Origin of the sequence: Pseudonocardia sp. T1-2H (genome assembly GCF_038039215.1) — a bacterium.
Lineage (GTDB): Bacteria > Actinomycetota > Actinomycetes > Mycobacteriales > Pseudonocardiaceae > Pseudonocardia.
This window is the reverse complement of record NZ_JBBPCL010000001.1, coordinates 4,373,813-4,388,188: the sequence shown is the minus strand read 5'-3', so window position 1 is coordinate 4,388,188 and position 14,376 is coordinate 4,373,813. Positions and strand designations below refer to the sequence as shown.

Here is a 14,376-nt window from a genome sequence, read left to right as displayed (position 1 = left end):
ACTCCCGGAGCGTTACAGCACCGGCGAGGAGCTCGCGCGCTGGCCCAGCAGTCTCGGCAAGACGCCGCAGCTGGGTCGGCGGGCGGGAGAAGGACACCAAGACCCACCAGGCCAGTCGGATCACGGCTGTAGGACGGATACACCGGACAGGACTCGAATCGGCCCGGCGACAGGCTCTGCGCCCGGAATCGGGCGGCGGCGCGAAGACCCGATGTGGAGGAGCGCCCCCATGACTGTCGAACGAAATCTCTCGGTCGTGGCCCATGAGGACGACGACCTGATCTTCCTCAACCCCGCCATCGTGCAAGGGATCCGGCGTGGCTCCCCGACCCGGACGGTCTACGTCACGGCCGGTGAGTTCAATGGCAACGGGACGACCCGCGAGGCCTACGCAGGGCAGCGCCGCGACGGCGAGTGCTCCGCCTATGCGTCGATGGCCGGGGTCCGGACGAGTGGACACGAACCGTCACGGTCGCCGGCGGTCACGAGGTGGAGAGCAGCGTCCTGAACGCCGCACCACATGTCGAGCTCCTCTTCCTCGGCCTCCCGGACGGCGGGGACGACCAGCAACCGCACGCGGTCCCCGGGCTGTGGGCCGACCCGACGGCGACGGCGGTCACCATCGTCTATCCGGATTCCCCGGTCGGGCAGCCCCAGATCTACGACCGGGCCGGGCTGCTCGCCACCCTCGTGAATTTGATGACGGCCTTCGGCCCGACGATCCTGCGGATACAGGACGCCGAACCCGACCCGTTCCTCTGGATCGACCATCTCGATCACGTCGCGGTCGCCCGCTTCGCGCGCGCCGCCGCCACCTCCTACGCCAGAGACTCCGGAAACCGGCCGATCGTGATCGAACATCGCGATTACGCGATCGGGGACTTCGCCCAGAACCTGACCGACACGATCGCCGAGGACAAGAAGTCGGTCTTCGAGCTGTACGCCGATCACGACAGCGGAGCCGGTAGCCTCCCGTTGAAGTGGCTTCCCTGCCACCTCCCCCGCTGGTCCCTCGGTACGTCCTGGGCCGGCAGCGACGGCGACGGGCGACAGCACGCGTTCTCTTTCCGGGGCGGCAGCCTGTGGAACTGGCGACAGGCCGTCGCGGGCGGCCCCTTCGACGGACCGATCGAAGCGGCGGACCCACTTGTAGACCGTGGCTCGCGAGACTCCGAGCTGTTCGGCGATCCGGGCCGTGGGCCATCCGGCCAGGAACCGTTCCACGATCAGCCGCCGGGCATAGACGGTCGTGCGGGCATTACGGTGTGCCACCGAGGACCTCCGGTGTTCGAGGCGGATGCGTCAGACACACTCACTTCGCCCGGAGGTCCTCCCTCAGATCAACCCGACACGCCCTGCGGCCCGTCAACAACGTCCCGGGTCACCACACCTAGCGTCCTAGGTCGACGTGGTGATGAGCTCGTCGGTGACCCACCGTGCGACGTTGGCGGGGTAGGGCGTTGGCAGCCCGAGGACGATGTGCTGGAAGCCGGCGTCGATCGCTTTGCCGATCGCGTCATGGGTGATGCTGGGCTGGTCGTAGGAGACGGGCAGGTGGATCGAGCGGGTGACCGAGGCAGGGTCGCGGCCGATCTCGGCGCAGTAGCGGTCCAGCAGTGCGCTGCGGCGGACGGCGTCGTCGATGTCGCCGCCGGGGATGTTCCACAGGTCGGCGTGCTCGGCGACGACGCGCAGCGTTGAGCACCTTGGCGACGGTCCGGCTCGGTGCGACCAGGTGCAGGGCCCCTAATGGCTCGACCCGGGCCCCGAGCCGGGCCGTCGCTCGTTCCTCTGTGAAGCGGAATATCGCTAGGCCGTATGGAATGGCGTAGCCCGGGATGCGTCGTCGGCTGTGCGAGCAGCGAGATTCGGTGTCCGGCGCGCGCTGGCCTCGCTACGCCTAACGGCCGGGGCCGCGGGGTGGGTGGGTGGGTAGCAGCTAGGCCGTCCGGACCCTCCTTGTGCCAATTGAGGCCCCGACTCTGGCCTGAGCGGCCCTGCGCGGTCAGGATTGTGGCCCCCTTTCCGGCCAGGCCGGGCGGTGGCGTTCCGGCTCGCACCTGTCGAAATGGTTCCCTGGATGGAGGCGAGCATGGTCCCTGGGACAGAGCAGCCAGACCTAGCGGAATCAGGCGTCGATGCCTGGCCGTCGGGCACGTCAAGTCCGGACATGGTGGAGGGTGGCGACAATCGAGTCGCCGGGCGAGCAGCCGGGCTCCGGCTCGTCGCCCCGACCATCCTGAGAGTCGAGACGCTCGCCAGGTTGGAGCTGTGACGGTGAGCTCGACGGAACCTGTAGCGACTGACGAGGCGCGGGGTGGTGCGGTCCGTGGTGCGCGGACCGCGCCACCGCGCCGGCGGAGGTGGGGGTGGTGGACGAGGGTCGCGGTCACGGCAGGGCTCGCCGCCAGCCGTGTGTCGCGGCGAGTCGGACTCGGCGCTGGGGGCATCATCGGTGGCCGGGTCACGCTGGCGCTGCACCCGTCGGCGCTGTCGCGGCTCGCGGCCGGCCGGCGGGTGGTGCTGGTGTCGGGGACCAACGGGAAGACGACCACGAGCCATCTGCTGGCTGCGGCGCTGCGCACCGCGGGTCCGGTGTTGCACAACGCGTCGGGGGCGAACATGGCCGACGGTGTCGTGGCCGCGCTCGCCGCCGACCGGGACGCTACGACGGCCGTCATCGAGGTCGACGAGCTGCACCTGGCCGCGGTCGCGGCCGCCGTGAACCCGGCCGTGATCGTGCTGCTCAACCTGTCACGCGATCAGCTCGACCGGGGCAGCGAGGTGCGCGCCGTCGCGGCCGCGCTCGCGGTCCCGCTCGCCGCCCACCCCGACACCGTGGTGGTGGCCAACGCCGACGACCCGATGGTGGTGTGGGCCGCGCAGCAGGCGGCCCGGACGGTGTGGGTCGCCACCGGCAGCCGGTGGAGCGCCGACTCCGGCAGCTGCCCGCGCTGCGGAGCCACCTTGCACCGCGGCGACGCGGATGAGGAGAAGTGGTGGTGCGACTGCGGCCTGACCCGGCCCGATCCGCAGTGGAGCGCCCTCGACGACGCTGCGGTCACGGGGGGTGAGGTGGTCCCGCTCCGTCTGCAGCTGCCGGGGCGGTTCAACGTGGGCAACGCGGTCATGGCGTTGGCGGCCGGGTCGCTGCTCGGGGTGGAGCACCGCGTCGGCGCCGCCGCGATGGCGCAGCTACCGGACGTGGGCGGCCGTTACGCCCTCCTCACCCATGGCGAGCATCGGCTGCGGCTGTTGTTGGCGAAGAACCCGGCGGGGTGGACCGAGACGGTCGGGCTGCTGCAGGACTGCAGGCCGTTGCTGGTGGTCGTGAATGCCCGGGAGGCTGATGGCCGGGACACCTCGTGGTTGTGGGATGTCGCGTTCGAGCAGTTGGGAGCGCGCCCGGTCGTAGCGGCGGGGGAGAACGCGGCGGATCTCGGGGTGCGCCTGAGCTACGCCGGGATCGCCCACACCACCGTGGGTGACCCGCTGGCCGGGCTGGATCAGCTGCAACCAGGGCAGGTCGATGTGGTCGCCAACTACACCGCCTTCCACCAGCTGCGCCGCCGGCTCGTCACCGCTGAAGGTGGCTCGGGGTGACCGCGGCGTCGGACCTGACGATCGGGGTGCTGCTGCCGGATGTGTTGGGCACCTACTCCGACTCGGGCAATGCGGTGGTGCTCGCACAGCGCGCCCGCTGGCGCGGCATCGGTGCCCGTGTCGAGCACATCACCGCCGCCGCCCCACCACCGACGTCGTGCGACATCTACCTGTTGGGTGGGGGTGAGGACACCGCCCAGGGCTTCGCGGTCGACTGGTTGCGGCGGCACCCCGGCTTGTGTCGGGTGCTGGCCGGGCCGGGGTTGACGTTCGGGGTGTGCGCCGGCCTGCAGATTCTTGGTCACACCTTGACCGATCTACAGGGGCGCCGCCATGACGGTGTGGGGTTACTGGATCTGAGCACCTCGCCGGGGCGGCGCCGGATCGTGGGTGAGGTGGTCACCCGCTGCGTCATTCCCGGGGTCGGGTTGGTCACCGGGTTCGCCAACCACCGTGGTGCCACCACCCTGGGGCCGTCAGCGCGTCCGTTGGGCCGGGTGGTGTCGGGGACCGGGAACGACGCTCGATCCGCGCGCCGGGACGCGGTGGACGGCGCGGTCGGTGAGAATGTGATCGGGACCTATCTGCACGGCCCGGTGCTGGCCCGCAACCCGGCGCTCGCGGATCATCTGCTCGAGCGGGTGACGGGGGTGTCCTTCGCGGGGACGGGTGAGCCGGATGTCCCGGATCTACCCGCCCTGCGGGCCAGCTACCTGGCCCGGGCTCGGCGCCGGCTCGGTGGCGCGCCGATCGCGGGCGGGGAAGGTCGGTGACCGGCCGGCGGCGGTGGGGCCGGGCTTTCATCGGGCTCTCCTCGTTGTGGGCACATGGTGAAGGCATCGACTCGAGTCGTCGGCGCGGCGGCACCCCGCCGGGCGAGGTCCAACCGAGCCGCAGCGCGCCGCGCGCGATGCTGCTGGTGCTGCTGACCGTGGCGGCCTGCGTGCTGCTCGCCGTCGCCATCTTCGGCCGGTAGAGCCAGGCGAGGAATCCCCGCCTCGCTATCCCTGCGGCCGCAGGTCGGGACGACTACTCGGTAGTCCTCTGGAGAGCCTCGACCTGGCCGGGGGCCGCCGTTGTCCGGGACCGGCCCTCGCCCGTACCATCGGCCCTCGCGCGGGCCACGTCGGGTTCGGCCCGGGGGCCGCACTGTGATCGGCCGCGACGATGGGGTGGCGCAGATGGCGACGGACGAGTCCCCGAACCGGCCACGGGTCGAGCGCCACGGCGCGATGTTCATCCAGCACCGCCGGCACTCCCCGCGCGTCGCCGAGACGGCCTATGTGGCACCGACGGCGGTGGTGTGCGGGGACGTCGTCATCGGGCCGCACAGCCGGGTCCTGTTCGGTGCGGTGGTCACCGCGGAGGGCGGCCCGGTGGAGATCGGCGCCAACTGCGTGATCATGGAGAACGCCGTGGTCCGGGGGGTGCCCGGGCACCGCGTCCGGCTGGGGGACCACGTGCTGGTCGGGCCGCACGCCCACCTCACGGGTTGCGTGGTCGAGGGCGGGACGCGGATCGCGACCGGCGCCGTGGTGTTCACCGGCGCGCTGCTGGGGGTCGGCGCGGAGGTCGACTTCCACGCCGTCGTGCACGTCAACACCGTGCTCCCGGACGGCACGTCGGTACCGATGGGCTGGTTCGCCGGCGGTGACCCGGCTGAGCTGGTGCCCCCCGGCGACCACGACCGCATCCGCGCCCTGATGGGGCCGCTGGACTACCCGGGCACGGTGTTCGGCATCGGCGACACCGCCACCCCGTTCCCGGACATGGCCCGCCGCTACGCCCGTGGCCTGGCCCTGCACCGCTACGACCGAATCCTGCCCACCGAGCAGCATCCTGAGCTCCTCGCCGTGGACACCAGGAGCGAGGCCACCGCCTCCACGGCCGCCGCGACGACGACCACCGAGCCGGCCGACCCGGCCGACCCGACCCGGCGCCGCCCGGCGCCCGAGGTGGTGCGCAGCGACCGGCTCTGATTCGGTGGTTCTGACCGACCACACCATCGGCCCCACCGGATTCGTATGGGCGACTTGGCCGGCTCATCCAGCCCGTGGACCGCGGAGCGCTCGACGTGGCCCGCGGCGTGGACGTACCGCATCGCCGGGGTGATGACGAGTGGCCGAGCATCGGAAGGTCCAGCCGTGGAAGGGGCAGGTCAAAGTGGGACGGTTGTCGGTCTTGCGGCGGCAGAGCATCGCCCCGCGGTGTGCGCAGGCGTTGATCAGGCAGTGCAGCTCGCCGTCCTTGCCCCGAGTGATCACGACGGGCTGGCGGCCGATGTAGGTGGTGAAGTAGTCGCCCGGGTTCGGGACCTGGCTCTCGTGGGCGAGGTAGATCCAGTTGCCCTCGAAGATGTAGCGCATCTCGAGCTCGAAGATCTCCTCGTCGGTGAAGATGCGGCGGTTGGCGCGGTGGATCCCGGCCTCGGGATCGTCGACGACAGCGTCGTCAAGGACCTTGCGAACGTGGGACACGTCGGCGGTGGCGGTCATGGGCAAGGCCCTCCGGTCGAGTCGGCAGTGGGTCGAGTTCGGTACTGACCGTCGACTGTCACGGGGACGCCCCGATACCGCGTCGGAGATTTGCCTAGTTCTGACCCGGCAATTATTAGAATGTCACGGATCTTAATCGAGCCGAACTAGGTCTTTGTCTATATCGGTCGGCGGGCCTACCGTGGTCGTGGCTGAAACAGCCATGACCTGTGGAGCGCACGCTCCGTTTCATCTCGGCGCTCGGCCGAGCCCGGAATTGCGTACCGCTACCGCACGCGGAGCAGCGACCCGATGGAGGGAGGACGGACGATGGAGATCCGACAGCTCCGCTACTTCGTCGCGGTCGCGCAGACCCGGCACTTCGGGCAGGCGGCCGAGCACCTGCACATGGCCCAGTCCCCGCTCTCGCAGGCGATCCGCCAGCTCGAGTCGCAGGTCGGGGCCACGCTGTTCAACCGCACCACCCGCCGGGTGGACCTCACCCCGGCCGGCGATGCGTTCCTGCGCGACGCGCTGCGCATCCTCGCGTCCGTCGACGCCGCGCAGGAGCGGGTGCAGCGCATCGGCAATGGGCACAGCGGGCTGCTGCGGGTGGGCTGCACAGGACTCGCGGCCTACAAACAGCTGCCGCAGCTGGCCCGGATCGCCGCCCGCGAGCTCCCCGACCTGATCCTGCGCTTCGTGCCGGACCTGCTGACCCCGGCGCAGGAGGCGGCCCTGGCCGAGGACCGGATCGACCTGGCCCTGCTGCGGCCGCCGCTGCGCAGGTCGGGGCTCGCCTCGCGGCTGATCGCCCGGGAACGCTTCGTCCTGGCCGTCCCCGCACAGCATCGTCTCGCCGGCGACGAGCCCGCCGCCCTGGACGAGCTGCGCGGCGAGGATTTCGTGGTCTACGGCGCCCGGGACTCGGTCGTCGACGCCGCCGTGACGCAGGCGTGCCTCGGTGTCGGCTTCCTGCCGCGGCGCGCCCACGAGGTCGCGGAGACCTCGGTGATGCTCACCCTCGTCGCGGCCGGCCTCGGCGTCGCCCTGCTGCCCGAGTCCGCGCTCGCTCTGCGCGTGGAGGGCGTCCGGTTCGTGGCCGTCGCCGACGACGCGTACGTCGATCTCGCCCTCGCCTGGGTGGGCGAGGACCTCGATCCTGCTCTCGCGCGTCTCCTGGAGGTGCTGGAGGCGAACGGCTTCGTCACGCCCTCGTCCCCTGCAGATTCCGCGACGACGCCCCTGTCTTTCGGAGAACTCACATGAAGATCGCACGCGTCGAGGCGATCCCGTTCGCGATCCCCTACCGCAAGCCGCTGCGCTTCGCCTCGGGCGAGGTCCAGACCGCCGACCACGTGCTCGTCCGCGTGCACAGCGACGACGGCGTCGTCGGCGTCGCCGAGGCCCCGCCCCGCCCGTACACCTACGGCGAGACCCAGCAGTCGATCGCCGCGGTGATCGAGAAGATCTTCGCGCCCGAGATCGTCGGCCTGTCGCTGCTGGAGCGCGAGGTCGTGCACGCGCGGCTGGAGCGCACCGTCGGCAACCCGGCCGCCAAGGCCGCCGTCGACATGGCCGTCTGGGACGCGCTCGGGAAGACCCTCGACCTGCCCGTCACGCAGCTGCTCGGCGGGTACACCGATCGGATGCGGGTCTCGCACATGGTTGGGTTCGCCTCCGACGAGGCGATGGTCGCCGAGGCTGAGAAGGTCCGCGACCGGTACGGCATCACCACCTTCAAGGTGAAGGTGGGCCGGCGGCCGGTCGATCTCGACGTGGGTGCCTGCCGGGCGCTGCGCTCGGCCCTGGGGCCCGAGGTGGAGCTCTACGTCGACGGCAACCGTGGCTGGTCGCCGTCGGAGGCGGCGCGGGCGCTGCGCGCGATGGCCGACCTCGACCTCACCCTCGCCGAGGCGCTCTGCCCCGCCGACGACGTCCTGGGTCGGCGCTGGCTCGTCTCGCAGACCACCGTTCCCACCGTCGCCGACGAGAGCGCCACCACGCCGGGCGAGGTGACCCGCGAGCTGCTCGGCGGCTCCGCGACCATGATCAGCATCAAGACGGCCCGAACCGGGTTCGGCACCTCGCAGCGGATCCTGCACCAGTGCGAGGGCATGGGCGTCGAGGTCGTCATGGGCAACCAGATCGACGGCCAGATCGGCACCGCGTGCACGGTCGCCTTCGGCGCGGCCCACCGGCTCACCTCCCGCCGCGCGGGTGAGCTCTCCAACTTCCTGGACATGAGCGACGACCTGCTCACCGAGCCGCTGGAGATCGCCGGCGGCGAGCTGGTCGTGCGTCCCGGACCGGGCATCGGCATCGAGATCGATCCCCACAAGCTCGCGCACTACCGCCAGGACCGCTGACTGTCCTCCGAACGAGAATCCGAACCGCACCGACGCGTCAGGAGATCCACCATGAGCGCATCCACCGAGCAGAACGCCACGGCCGCCGGCTCCGGCCGCAACGCCAGCGCGGCCTTCGCGGCGAAGGAGCGGGCCGCCGGCCCCGTCGACCACGCCCGGGTGTCCGCCATCGCGACGGACGCGATGACCGCCCTGCACGAGGTCGTCCGCAAGCACCAGGTGACCTATGCCGAGTACGACGCGCTGAAGGCGTGGCTGATCAGCGTCGGTGAGACCGGCGAGTGGCCGCTGTTCCTCGACGTCTTCGTCGAGCACGTCGTGGAGGAGGTGGCCAACGCCGACCGCAAGGGCGCCGTCGGCACCATCGAGGGCCCGTACTACATCCCGGGTGCGCCGGAGTTCGCGAGCGAGGCCACCGTGCCGATGCGCGAGGGCGAGGCCGGCATCCCGCTGCTATTCCAGGGCACGGTGACCGATCTCGACGGTGCGCCGCTCGACGGTGCTCTGGTCGAGCTGTGGCACGCCGACGACGCGGGCTACTACTCCCAGTTCGCCCCGGGCATCCCGGAGTGGAACCTGCGCGCGGCGATCCGCACCGGGGCCGACGGCCACTACGCCTTCCGCACGATCCAGCCCGCGCCGTACCAGATCCCGACCGACGGCTCCACCGGCGCCCTGATCTCCGCGGCCGGCTGGCACCCGTGGCGGCCCGCCCACCTGCACCTGAAGGTGTCGGCGCCGGGTAAGCAGCTCGTCACCAGCCAGCTGTACTTCGACGGCGGCGAGTACGTCGAGGACGACGTCGCCCAGGCCGTCAAGCCCGAGCTGATCCTGCGCCCGACCCCGGCGGCCTCGGGGGAGGGCAACGAGGTGACCTACGACTTCCCGCTGGACCCTGCGTGAGCCGGCTCTTCGCCGTCCGGATGGACGTCGCGCTCCCGCCGGACGTGGATCCGGCGGAGCGCGGCGACCTCCGGTTGTCGGGAAGTCATCCGAAGCGGTCGGTGGCCCTGGTGTTCACCTGATGCGACGCCCGGTCTCGGCGCACGAGTACCCGCCCAATGCCTCTACGCCGGCCCGGAACTCGGGTCGTTCGAGCAACGCCCACAAGGGGGCGAGCAGCTCGTCGTCGAATGTGTCCGTGCGCAGGACCAGGTCGTAGGGCTCACGGGCGACGGGGACGAAGTCCAACCCGAACGCGCGGGCCGCCGCGAGGATGCCCATCCCGGCATCGGCACGCCCGGCGCTGACCGCGGCTGCGACGGCAAGGTGGGTGTGCTCCTCCCGGGAGTAGCCCGAGACCTGCGCCGGGTCGATGCCGCGGTTGCGGAGCTCGTGGTCGAGCAGCGCCCGCGTGCCCGCGCCCCGCTGCCTGTTGACATAGCGCGCGCGGGGTAGGTCCTCGATGCCGGAGAGGCCCAACGGGTTGCCGGGCGCGACGATCAGGCCCTGGTCGCGGTGCACCAGGCGGACCACTGCGATCCCCGACGAGCCGAGCAGCCGATCCACGTACGGCAGCGTGTACTCGCCGGTGTCCGGGTCCAGCAGGTGCGACCCGGCGAGGTGGCACAGTCCGTCGCGCAGCGCGACCAGGCCGCCGAGCGAGCCGACGTTGGACGAGGCCAGGGTGATCAGCGGGTCAGCAGCGCGTAGCGCGGAGGCGGACACGTCCAGCACGAGGTCGTGCGATCCGATCGCGACGATGGTGCGGCCGATCTCGCCCAGCCCGCGAAGAAGCTCGACCCGGACCTGTTCACCGGCGTGGTGGCCCTCCAGCCCGGCCGGCACGACGAGCAGGCCGTCGGCGCGCACGAGCGACGTGAGCACCCCCGCGCCGCGAGGGAGCGGGGTCGCGACGATCTCGTCCCGCACTCGGCCCAGCCGCACCCGTACCCAGTCGTCGGTGCCGATCGCCGAGGCGAGCTTGCGGGCGAGCCGTGCGGGGGTGGACGGGCGTTCCCGTGGTGCGGTGCCCTCGAGGGCTGCGAGCAACGGTGCGGCGAAGATGTCGAACGTCAGCGCCGCGGAGACGGGGTAGCCGGGCGCACCGAGGACGGGCGTGTCACCGACCGTCCCGAGCACGACGGGATGGCCGGGCTTCACCGCCACCCCGTGCACGGCGAGCGTCCCGGCCCCGGCGACGACGCGGGCCGTGTGGTCGTCGCGCCCGGCGCTCGACCCGGCGATGAGGATCACCAGGTCGGCTCCGGTTGCAGCGTCCCGCAGCGCGGCAGTGATCAGCTCCGGGTCGTCGGAGACGATGGCCTCCACCTGCGCGGTGCACCCGATCTCGCGGGCCTGTGCAGCGAGCATCAACGAGTTGGTGTCGAGGATCTCGCCCGGGCCCGGCTCGGTCCCGATCGGCCGGATCTCGTCCCCCGTCGGGATCACCACGACGTGCGGCTGCCGTCGTACCACCAGCTCGACGGCCCCGGCCGCCGCGCACGCCGCCACATCGACAGGCCGCAGCCGGTGCCCCTCGGGCAGCAGCAGCTCGGTGGCGCTGATGTCCTCGCCGATCGAGCGGACGTGCTGGTAGGGCGGCACCGCGGCCCGCAGCTCGGCCTTGCCGTCGCCGGTGTGGTACACGTGCTCGCGCATCACGACGGCGTCGTAACCATCGGGCAGCGGGTCGCCGGTGTCGACCACCTCGAACTCCGTCAGCAACACCGGTGTGGTCTCGGCGGCGCCGACGGTGTCGGCCGCGCGGACCGCGATGCCGTCCATCCCGGCGGAGTCGAACGCCGGCGAGGACCGCAGCGCCCACACCGGCTCGGCCGTGACCCGCCCGACCGCCTCGCCGACCGCCACCCGCACCGCGTCCACCCGCTCCGCGCACCCCGCCGCCCTGCACGCGGCCCGCCACGCCGCCGTGGCCTGCTCGGTGGGGACATCGGAGACGAACGGGCTGGTCATCGGTACAGCATCACATCGACCTCGGTGCCGGCGTCGAGGCCGGTAGCGGGCTCGGGCACGACGAGGCAGCCGTCGGCGCGGGTGAGCACCGAGAGCAGCGCGGACGGTCCGAAGATCGGTGTCGCCACTCCGTCGGCCACGGTGACCTGTACGACGTCGACCCGACCGGCGGCGGACGGGAGATCGCGGGAGAGCCGGGCGCGGGTCGACGGCTCCGGCGGCGGGTGCGCGCAGCCGGCGAGTCGCCATACGAGTGGCACCCCGATCAGCCGGAACACGACCAGGGCCGAGAGCGGGTTACCCGGCAGTCCCAGCACCGGGACGCCGTCGCAGTCGGCGAGCAATGTCGGCTTGCCCGGCTTGAGTGCGATGCCGTGGCACCAGATCTCGCCGAGCGCGGCCACCGCACCCGCGGTCTCGTCGCGGGCGCCGACCGACGAGCCCGCCGAGACGACGACGAGATCGGCGTCGTGCAGGACGTCCTTCAGCGCAGCGCCGAGCGCGCCCGCGTCGTCGGGGACGATGCCGGCGATCATCGGGTCGCCGCCCGCGTCACGCACCAGCCCCGCGAGTGCGGACGCCGTGGCGTCGCGCACCTGCCCGGGCTGCAGCGCGGGTGTCGACGGCGCCACCACCTCGTCCCCGGTGGACAGGATCGTCACGCGGGGACGTGCATGTACCGCGACCTCGACGACGCCGGCGGCGGCGAGCAGCCCCAGGTCGGGCGCGCGGAGCGGGCGGCCGCCGGGGACCAGGTCCGCGCCGGCGGCGACGTCTTCGTCGGCCCGGACGAGCCCCGCCCCGGGCGCCACCGGCCGGGTCACCTCGATGGTGCCGGGCATCGTCTCGGCGGTGTACTCGACCATGACGACGGCGTCGGCGCCCGGGGGCAGCACCCCGCCGGTGGGCATCGCGACGCAGCCCCCCGGGGTACGGCGATGTCGGGGGCCCGCCCCATCCGTACCGCTCCGGCGAGGTCGAGGTAGGACGGCAGACCCTCCGACGCGCCGTAGGTGTCGGCGGCAAGTACCGCGAAACCGTCCACAGTGGACCGCGGAAACCCGGGCAGCGCGGCCGCAGCCGATACCGGCCCCACCGGCACGCGGTGCAGCGCAGCGTCCAGCGGTACGGCCTCGACGGCCGTACGCCGGGCGGGCCGGAAGCCGGCGAGCACCTCGGAAACGGTGCGGGTGGTGAAGAACTCCCGCCCACTCATCGCTCGCTCGCTGTCGCTCGGTCGGCGATTCGGGCAAGGGCGCTGTGACACTGGTTCGCTCGCAAGCTCACTCACCGATCAGGCTGGCCCGTGGCGCCACCCGGCTTCGGTTGGTCGCGCGCCGCCGCTCCGCCCTTGTCCAGGCCGAGCACGCTCACCACCGGGCCCAGTGCCACCTGCCCGAGGCCGCAGATGGACGTCTTGCGCATGGCCTCCTCCAGCCGCAGGACCTGCGCGCGCTCGTCGTCGTCGAGGGTGGAGCGACCGACCAGCAGTTCGTGGGCCTTGGTCGAGCCGACCCGGCAGGGCACGCACTTCCCGCAGGACTCGTTGCGGAAGAACCGCAGCACGTTGGTCGACGCCGTGAGCAGGTCGGTGCCCTCCGCGAGCACCACGACCGCGCCGGAGCCCAGCATCGTGCCCGCCTTCGCCGCGGAGCCGAAGTCGAGGGCCAGGTCCAGCTGGTCGGGCCCGATGAAGTTCGACGACGCCCCGCCCGGCTGGACCGCCCCGACCTGTCTGCCCTCGCTCACCCCGCCGGCCAGATCGATCAGAGCGCCGACCGTGGTGCCCATCGGCACGCAGTAGACGTCCGGCTTCTCGACGTGACCGGACACGGCGAAGAACTTCCAGCCCACCGACTCGCCGAGTCCCTGGTCGGCCCACCACTGCGCCCCGCGCTGCACGATCACGGGCACGTCGGCGAAGGTCTCGACGGAGTTCATCAGGGTGGGGCGGCCGTAGAGCCCGTAGTTGCCGGGGAACGGAGGCTTGTTGCGGGGCTCGCCGCGATGGCCCTCCATGCACTCCAGCAGCGCGGTCTCCTCGCCGAGGATGTAGCCGCCGGGGGAGACGAAGACGTCGACCTGCCGTCCTGGTCCGACGAGGCCGGCCTCGCGCAGGGCGTCGATCTCGGCCCGCAGCACGTGCTCCTCGGGGCCGTACTCGTGCCGGATGAAGACCCAGCCCTCCTCCGCCCCCACCACGACCATGCCCAGCAACAGACCTTCCAGCACCAGGTGCGGCTGGGTGGCGAGGATCTGCCGGTCCTTGAACGTGCCGGGCTCGGACTCGTCGGCGTTGCAGACGACGTACTTGGTGCTGCCGGGCTGCGTCCCGCGCACCAGCTCCCACTTCTGGCCGGTGGGGAAGCCGGCGCCGCCCATGCCGCGCAGACCGGAGTCCTTGAGCGTCGCGACGATGTCGTCGGCGTCGAGCGAGCCGTCGAGCAGGGCCCGCAGCGTCGCGTACCGGGAACCGACATCGGAGCCGGCGGGATAGGGGTCGTTGGGCCACGGCTCGTCGCGCAGCACGGCGACCGCGTCACCGACGCCGTCGTCGCCGCGGGCGTCGGCCACCAGCTCGTCGACGGACGACAGAGGCGCCGGCCGCTCGTTGACGGCCACCGCGGGTGCGATGTCGCAGCGGCCCAGGCACGAGACCTCGACGAGCTCGACGTCGCCCCGGTTGTCGGTCCCGGCCTCGCCGTAGCGCTCGCGCAGCTCCGCGATCCGGGCCTCGCCGTCACGCAGGAAGCACGGCAGGTCGTGGCACGCGTGCAGCGCCACCTTCGCCGGCGGGGTGGTTCGGAAATGCGGGTAGAACGAGATCAGGCCCTCGATCTCGTAGCGCGGCCGCCTGGTGTCGCGGGCCAGCTCCTCCAGCTCCTCGCGGGGGAGCCAGCCGAGGCGGGCCTGGATCGCGTTGAGCGCCGGGATCAGCGACGGCCCGGGGAACTTCCCGGCCCGGGCCTCGACACCGGGAACCCTGGGCTGAACTGCTGTCATGATGCCGCCTC

Annotated in this window: 13 protein-coding genes and 3 pseudogenes; 9 read left to right on the top strand and 7 right to left on the bottom strand. The window is 72.0% G+C overall.

Annotated features, from left to right (window positions below):
- Positions 1 to 229: 229 nt before the first annotated feature.
- On the top strand, positions 230 to 508 hold the full coding sequence (locus WBK50_RS21635) for a PIG-L family deacetylase (protein WP_341337358.1): 279 nt from the start codon (positions 230 to 232) through the stop codon (positions 506 to 508).
- Here WBK50_RS21635 and WBK50_RS35270 read toward each other — a convergent pair.
- Positions 424 to 1,224, bottom strand: coding sequence for a helix-turn-helix domain-containing protein (locus WBK50_RS35270; protein ID WP_445942382.1), 801 nt, complete (start codon positions 1,222 to 1,224; stop codon positions 424 to 426). The two genes, WBK50_RS21635 and WBK50_RS35270, sit on opposite strands and share 85 nt — an antisense overlap.
- A gap of 174 nt (positions 1,225 to 1,398) precedes the next feature.
- Positions 1,399 to 1,701 (bottom strand): annotated as a pseudogene (locus WBK50_RS21630) (LLM class flavin-dependent oxidoreductase); the annotation flags it as partial.
- Between the two features lie 714 nt (positions 1,702 to 2,415).
- Between WBK50_RS21630 and WBK50_RS21625 the strand changes: the two are divergent.
- The 4 genes from WBK50_RS21625 to WBK50_RS21610 all read left to right on the top strand — a co-directional run bounded on the left by WBK50_RS21625 (position 2,416) and on the right by WBK50_RS21610 (position 5,582).
- A complete protein-coding gene (locus WBK50_RS21625; RefSeq protein ID WP_341337357.1) occupies positions 2,416 to 3,603 on the top strand; it encodes a Mur ligase family protein in 1,188 nt (395 codons plus the stop codon).
- A complete protein-coding gene (locus WBK50_RS21620; protein ID WP_341337356.1) occupies positions 3,600 to 4,376 on the top strand; it encodes a type 1 glutamine amidotransferase in 777 nt (258 codons plus the stop codon). Before WBK50_RS21625 ends, WBK50_RS21620 begins: the two co-directional genes overlap by 4 nt.
- The gene (locus WBK50_RS21615) at positions 4,373 to 4,579 is read left to right on the top strand and encodes a hypothetical protein (RefSeq protein ID WP_341337355.1); all 207 of its coding nucleotides are present in this window, start codon (positions 4,373 to 4,375) and stop codon (positions 4,577 to 4,579) included. Before WBK50_RS21620 ends, WBK50_RS21615 begins: the two co-directional genes overlap by 4 nt.
- Before the next feature lie 205 nt (positions 4,580 to 4,784).
- A complete protein-coding gene (locus WBK50_RS21610; RefSeq protein WP_341337354.1) occupies positions 4,785 to 5,582 on the top strand; it encodes a gamma carbonic anhydrase family protein in 798 nt (265 codons plus the stop codon).
- Between the two features lie 150 nt (positions 5,583 to 5,732).
- On the opposite strand, the pseudogene WBK50_RS21605 reads toward WBK50_RS21610, so the two are convergent.
- A pseudogene (locus tag WBK50_RS21605) lies at positions 5,733 to 6,098 on the bottom strand (Rieske 2Fe-2S domain-containing protein); the annotation flags it as partial.
- Between the two features lie 309 nt (positions 6,099 to 6,407).
- Here WBK50_RS21605 and WBK50_RS21600 point away from each other — a divergent pair.
- The 4 genes from WBK50_RS21600 to WBK50_RS21585 are packed head-to-tail and all read left to right on the top strand — an operon-like array spanning position 6,408 to position 9,471.
- Positions 6,408 to 7,346, top strand: a complete 939-nt coding sequence (locus tag WBK50_RS21600) for a LysR substrate-binding domain-containing protein (RefSeq protein ID WP_341337353.1) — start codon at positions 6,408 to 6,410, stop codon at positions 7,344 to 7,346.
- Positions 7,343 to 8,446: a mandelate racemase/muconate lactonizing enzyme family protein gene (locus WBK50_RS21595; protein WP_341337352.1), complete on the top strand. Its 1,104-nt coding sequence runs from the start codon at positions 7,343 to 7,345 to the stop codon at positions 8,444 to 8,446. The genes WBK50_RS21600 and WBK50_RS21595 overlap by 4 nt, the downstream gene beginning before the upstream one ends.
- Before the next feature lie 51 nt (positions 8,447 to 8,497).
- Positions 8,498 to 9,349 carry a catechol 1,2-dioxygenase gene (gene catA / locus WBK50_RS21590; protein WP_341337351.1) on the top strand — a complete coding sequence of 284 codons (852 nt, stop codon included), beginning with the start codon at positions 8,498 to 8,500 and terminating at the stop codon, positions 9,347 to 9,349.
- On the top strand, positions 9,346 to 9,471 hold the full coding sequence (locus tag WBK50_RS21585; RefSeq protein WP_341337350.1) for a hypothetical protein: 126 nt from the start codon (positions 9,346 to 9,348) through the stop codon (positions 9,469 to 9,471). Before catA ends, WBK50_RS21585 begins: the two co-directional genes overlap by 4 nt.
- Here WBK50_RS21585 and WBK50_RS21580 read toward each other — a convergent pair.
- The 4 genes and pseudogenes from WBK50_RS21580 to WBK50_RS21570 form a co-directional block, all read right to left on the bottom strand.
- Positions 9,464 to 11,362 (bottom strand): molybdopterin biosynthesis protein, encoded by a 1,899-nt coding sequence (locus tag WBK50_RS21580; protein ID WP_341337349.1) that lies wholly within the window; start codon positions 11,360 to 11,362, stop codon positions 9,464 to 9,466. The genes WBK50_RS21585 and WBK50_RS21580 overlap by 8 nt on opposite strands.
- Positions 11,359 to 12,447 (bottom strand): molybdopterin molybdotransferase MoeA, encoded by a 1,089-nt coding sequence (locus WBK50_RS21575; protein WP_445942381.1) that lies wholly within the window; start codon positions 12,445 to 12,447, stop codon positions 11,359 to 11,361. The genes WBK50_RS21580 and WBK50_RS21575 overlap by 4 nt, the downstream gene beginning before the upstream one ends.
- Positions 12,333 to 12,578: pseudogene (locus tag WBK50_RS35265) on the bottom strand (hypothetical protein); the annotation flags it as partial. The gene WBK50_RS21575 and the pseudogene WBK50_RS35265, both read right to left, overlap by 115 nt.
- A gap of 71 nt (positions 12,579 to 12,649) precedes the next feature.
- Positions 12,650 to 14,365, bottom strand: a complete 1,716-nt coding sequence (locus WBK50_RS21570) for an NAD(P)H-dependent oxidoreductase subunit E (protein ID WP_341337347.1) — start codon at positions 14,363 to 14,365, stop codon at positions 12,650 to 12,652.
- Positions 14,366 to 14,376 lie beyond the last annotated feature (11 nt).

Excerpts from the sequence above, each read along its gene's own strand:
- WBK50_RS21600 (WP_341337353.1), top strand. The coding sequence starts at position 6,408 with ATGGAGATCCGACAGCTCCGCTACTTCGTCGCGGTCGCGCAGACCCGG.
- catA (WP_341337351.1), top strand. The coding sequence starts at position 8,498 with ATGAGCGCATCCACCGAGCAGAACGCCACGGCCGCCGGCTCCGGCCGC.
- WBK50_RS21610 (WP_341337354.1), top strand. The coding sequence starts at position 4,785 with ATGGCGACGGACGAGTCCCCGAACCGGCCACGGGTCGAGCGCCACGGC.
- WBK50_RS21595 (WP_341337352.1), top strand. The coding sequence starts at position 7,343 with ATGAAGATCGCACGCGTCGAGGCGATCCCGTTCGCGATCCCCTACCGC.
- WBK50_RS21570 (WP_341337347.1), bottom strand. The coding sequence starts at position 14,365 with ATGACAGCAGTTCAGCCCAGGGTTCCCGGTGTCGAGGCCCGGGCCGGG.
- WBK50_RS21580 (WP_341337349.1), bottom strand. The coding sequence starts at position 11,362 with ATGACCAGCCCGTTCGTCTCCGATGTCCCCACCGAGCAGGCCACGGCG.
- WBK50_RS21635 (WP_341337358.1), top strand. The coding sequence starts at position 230 with ATGACTGTCGAACGAAATCTCTCGGTCGTGGCCCATGAGGACGACGAC.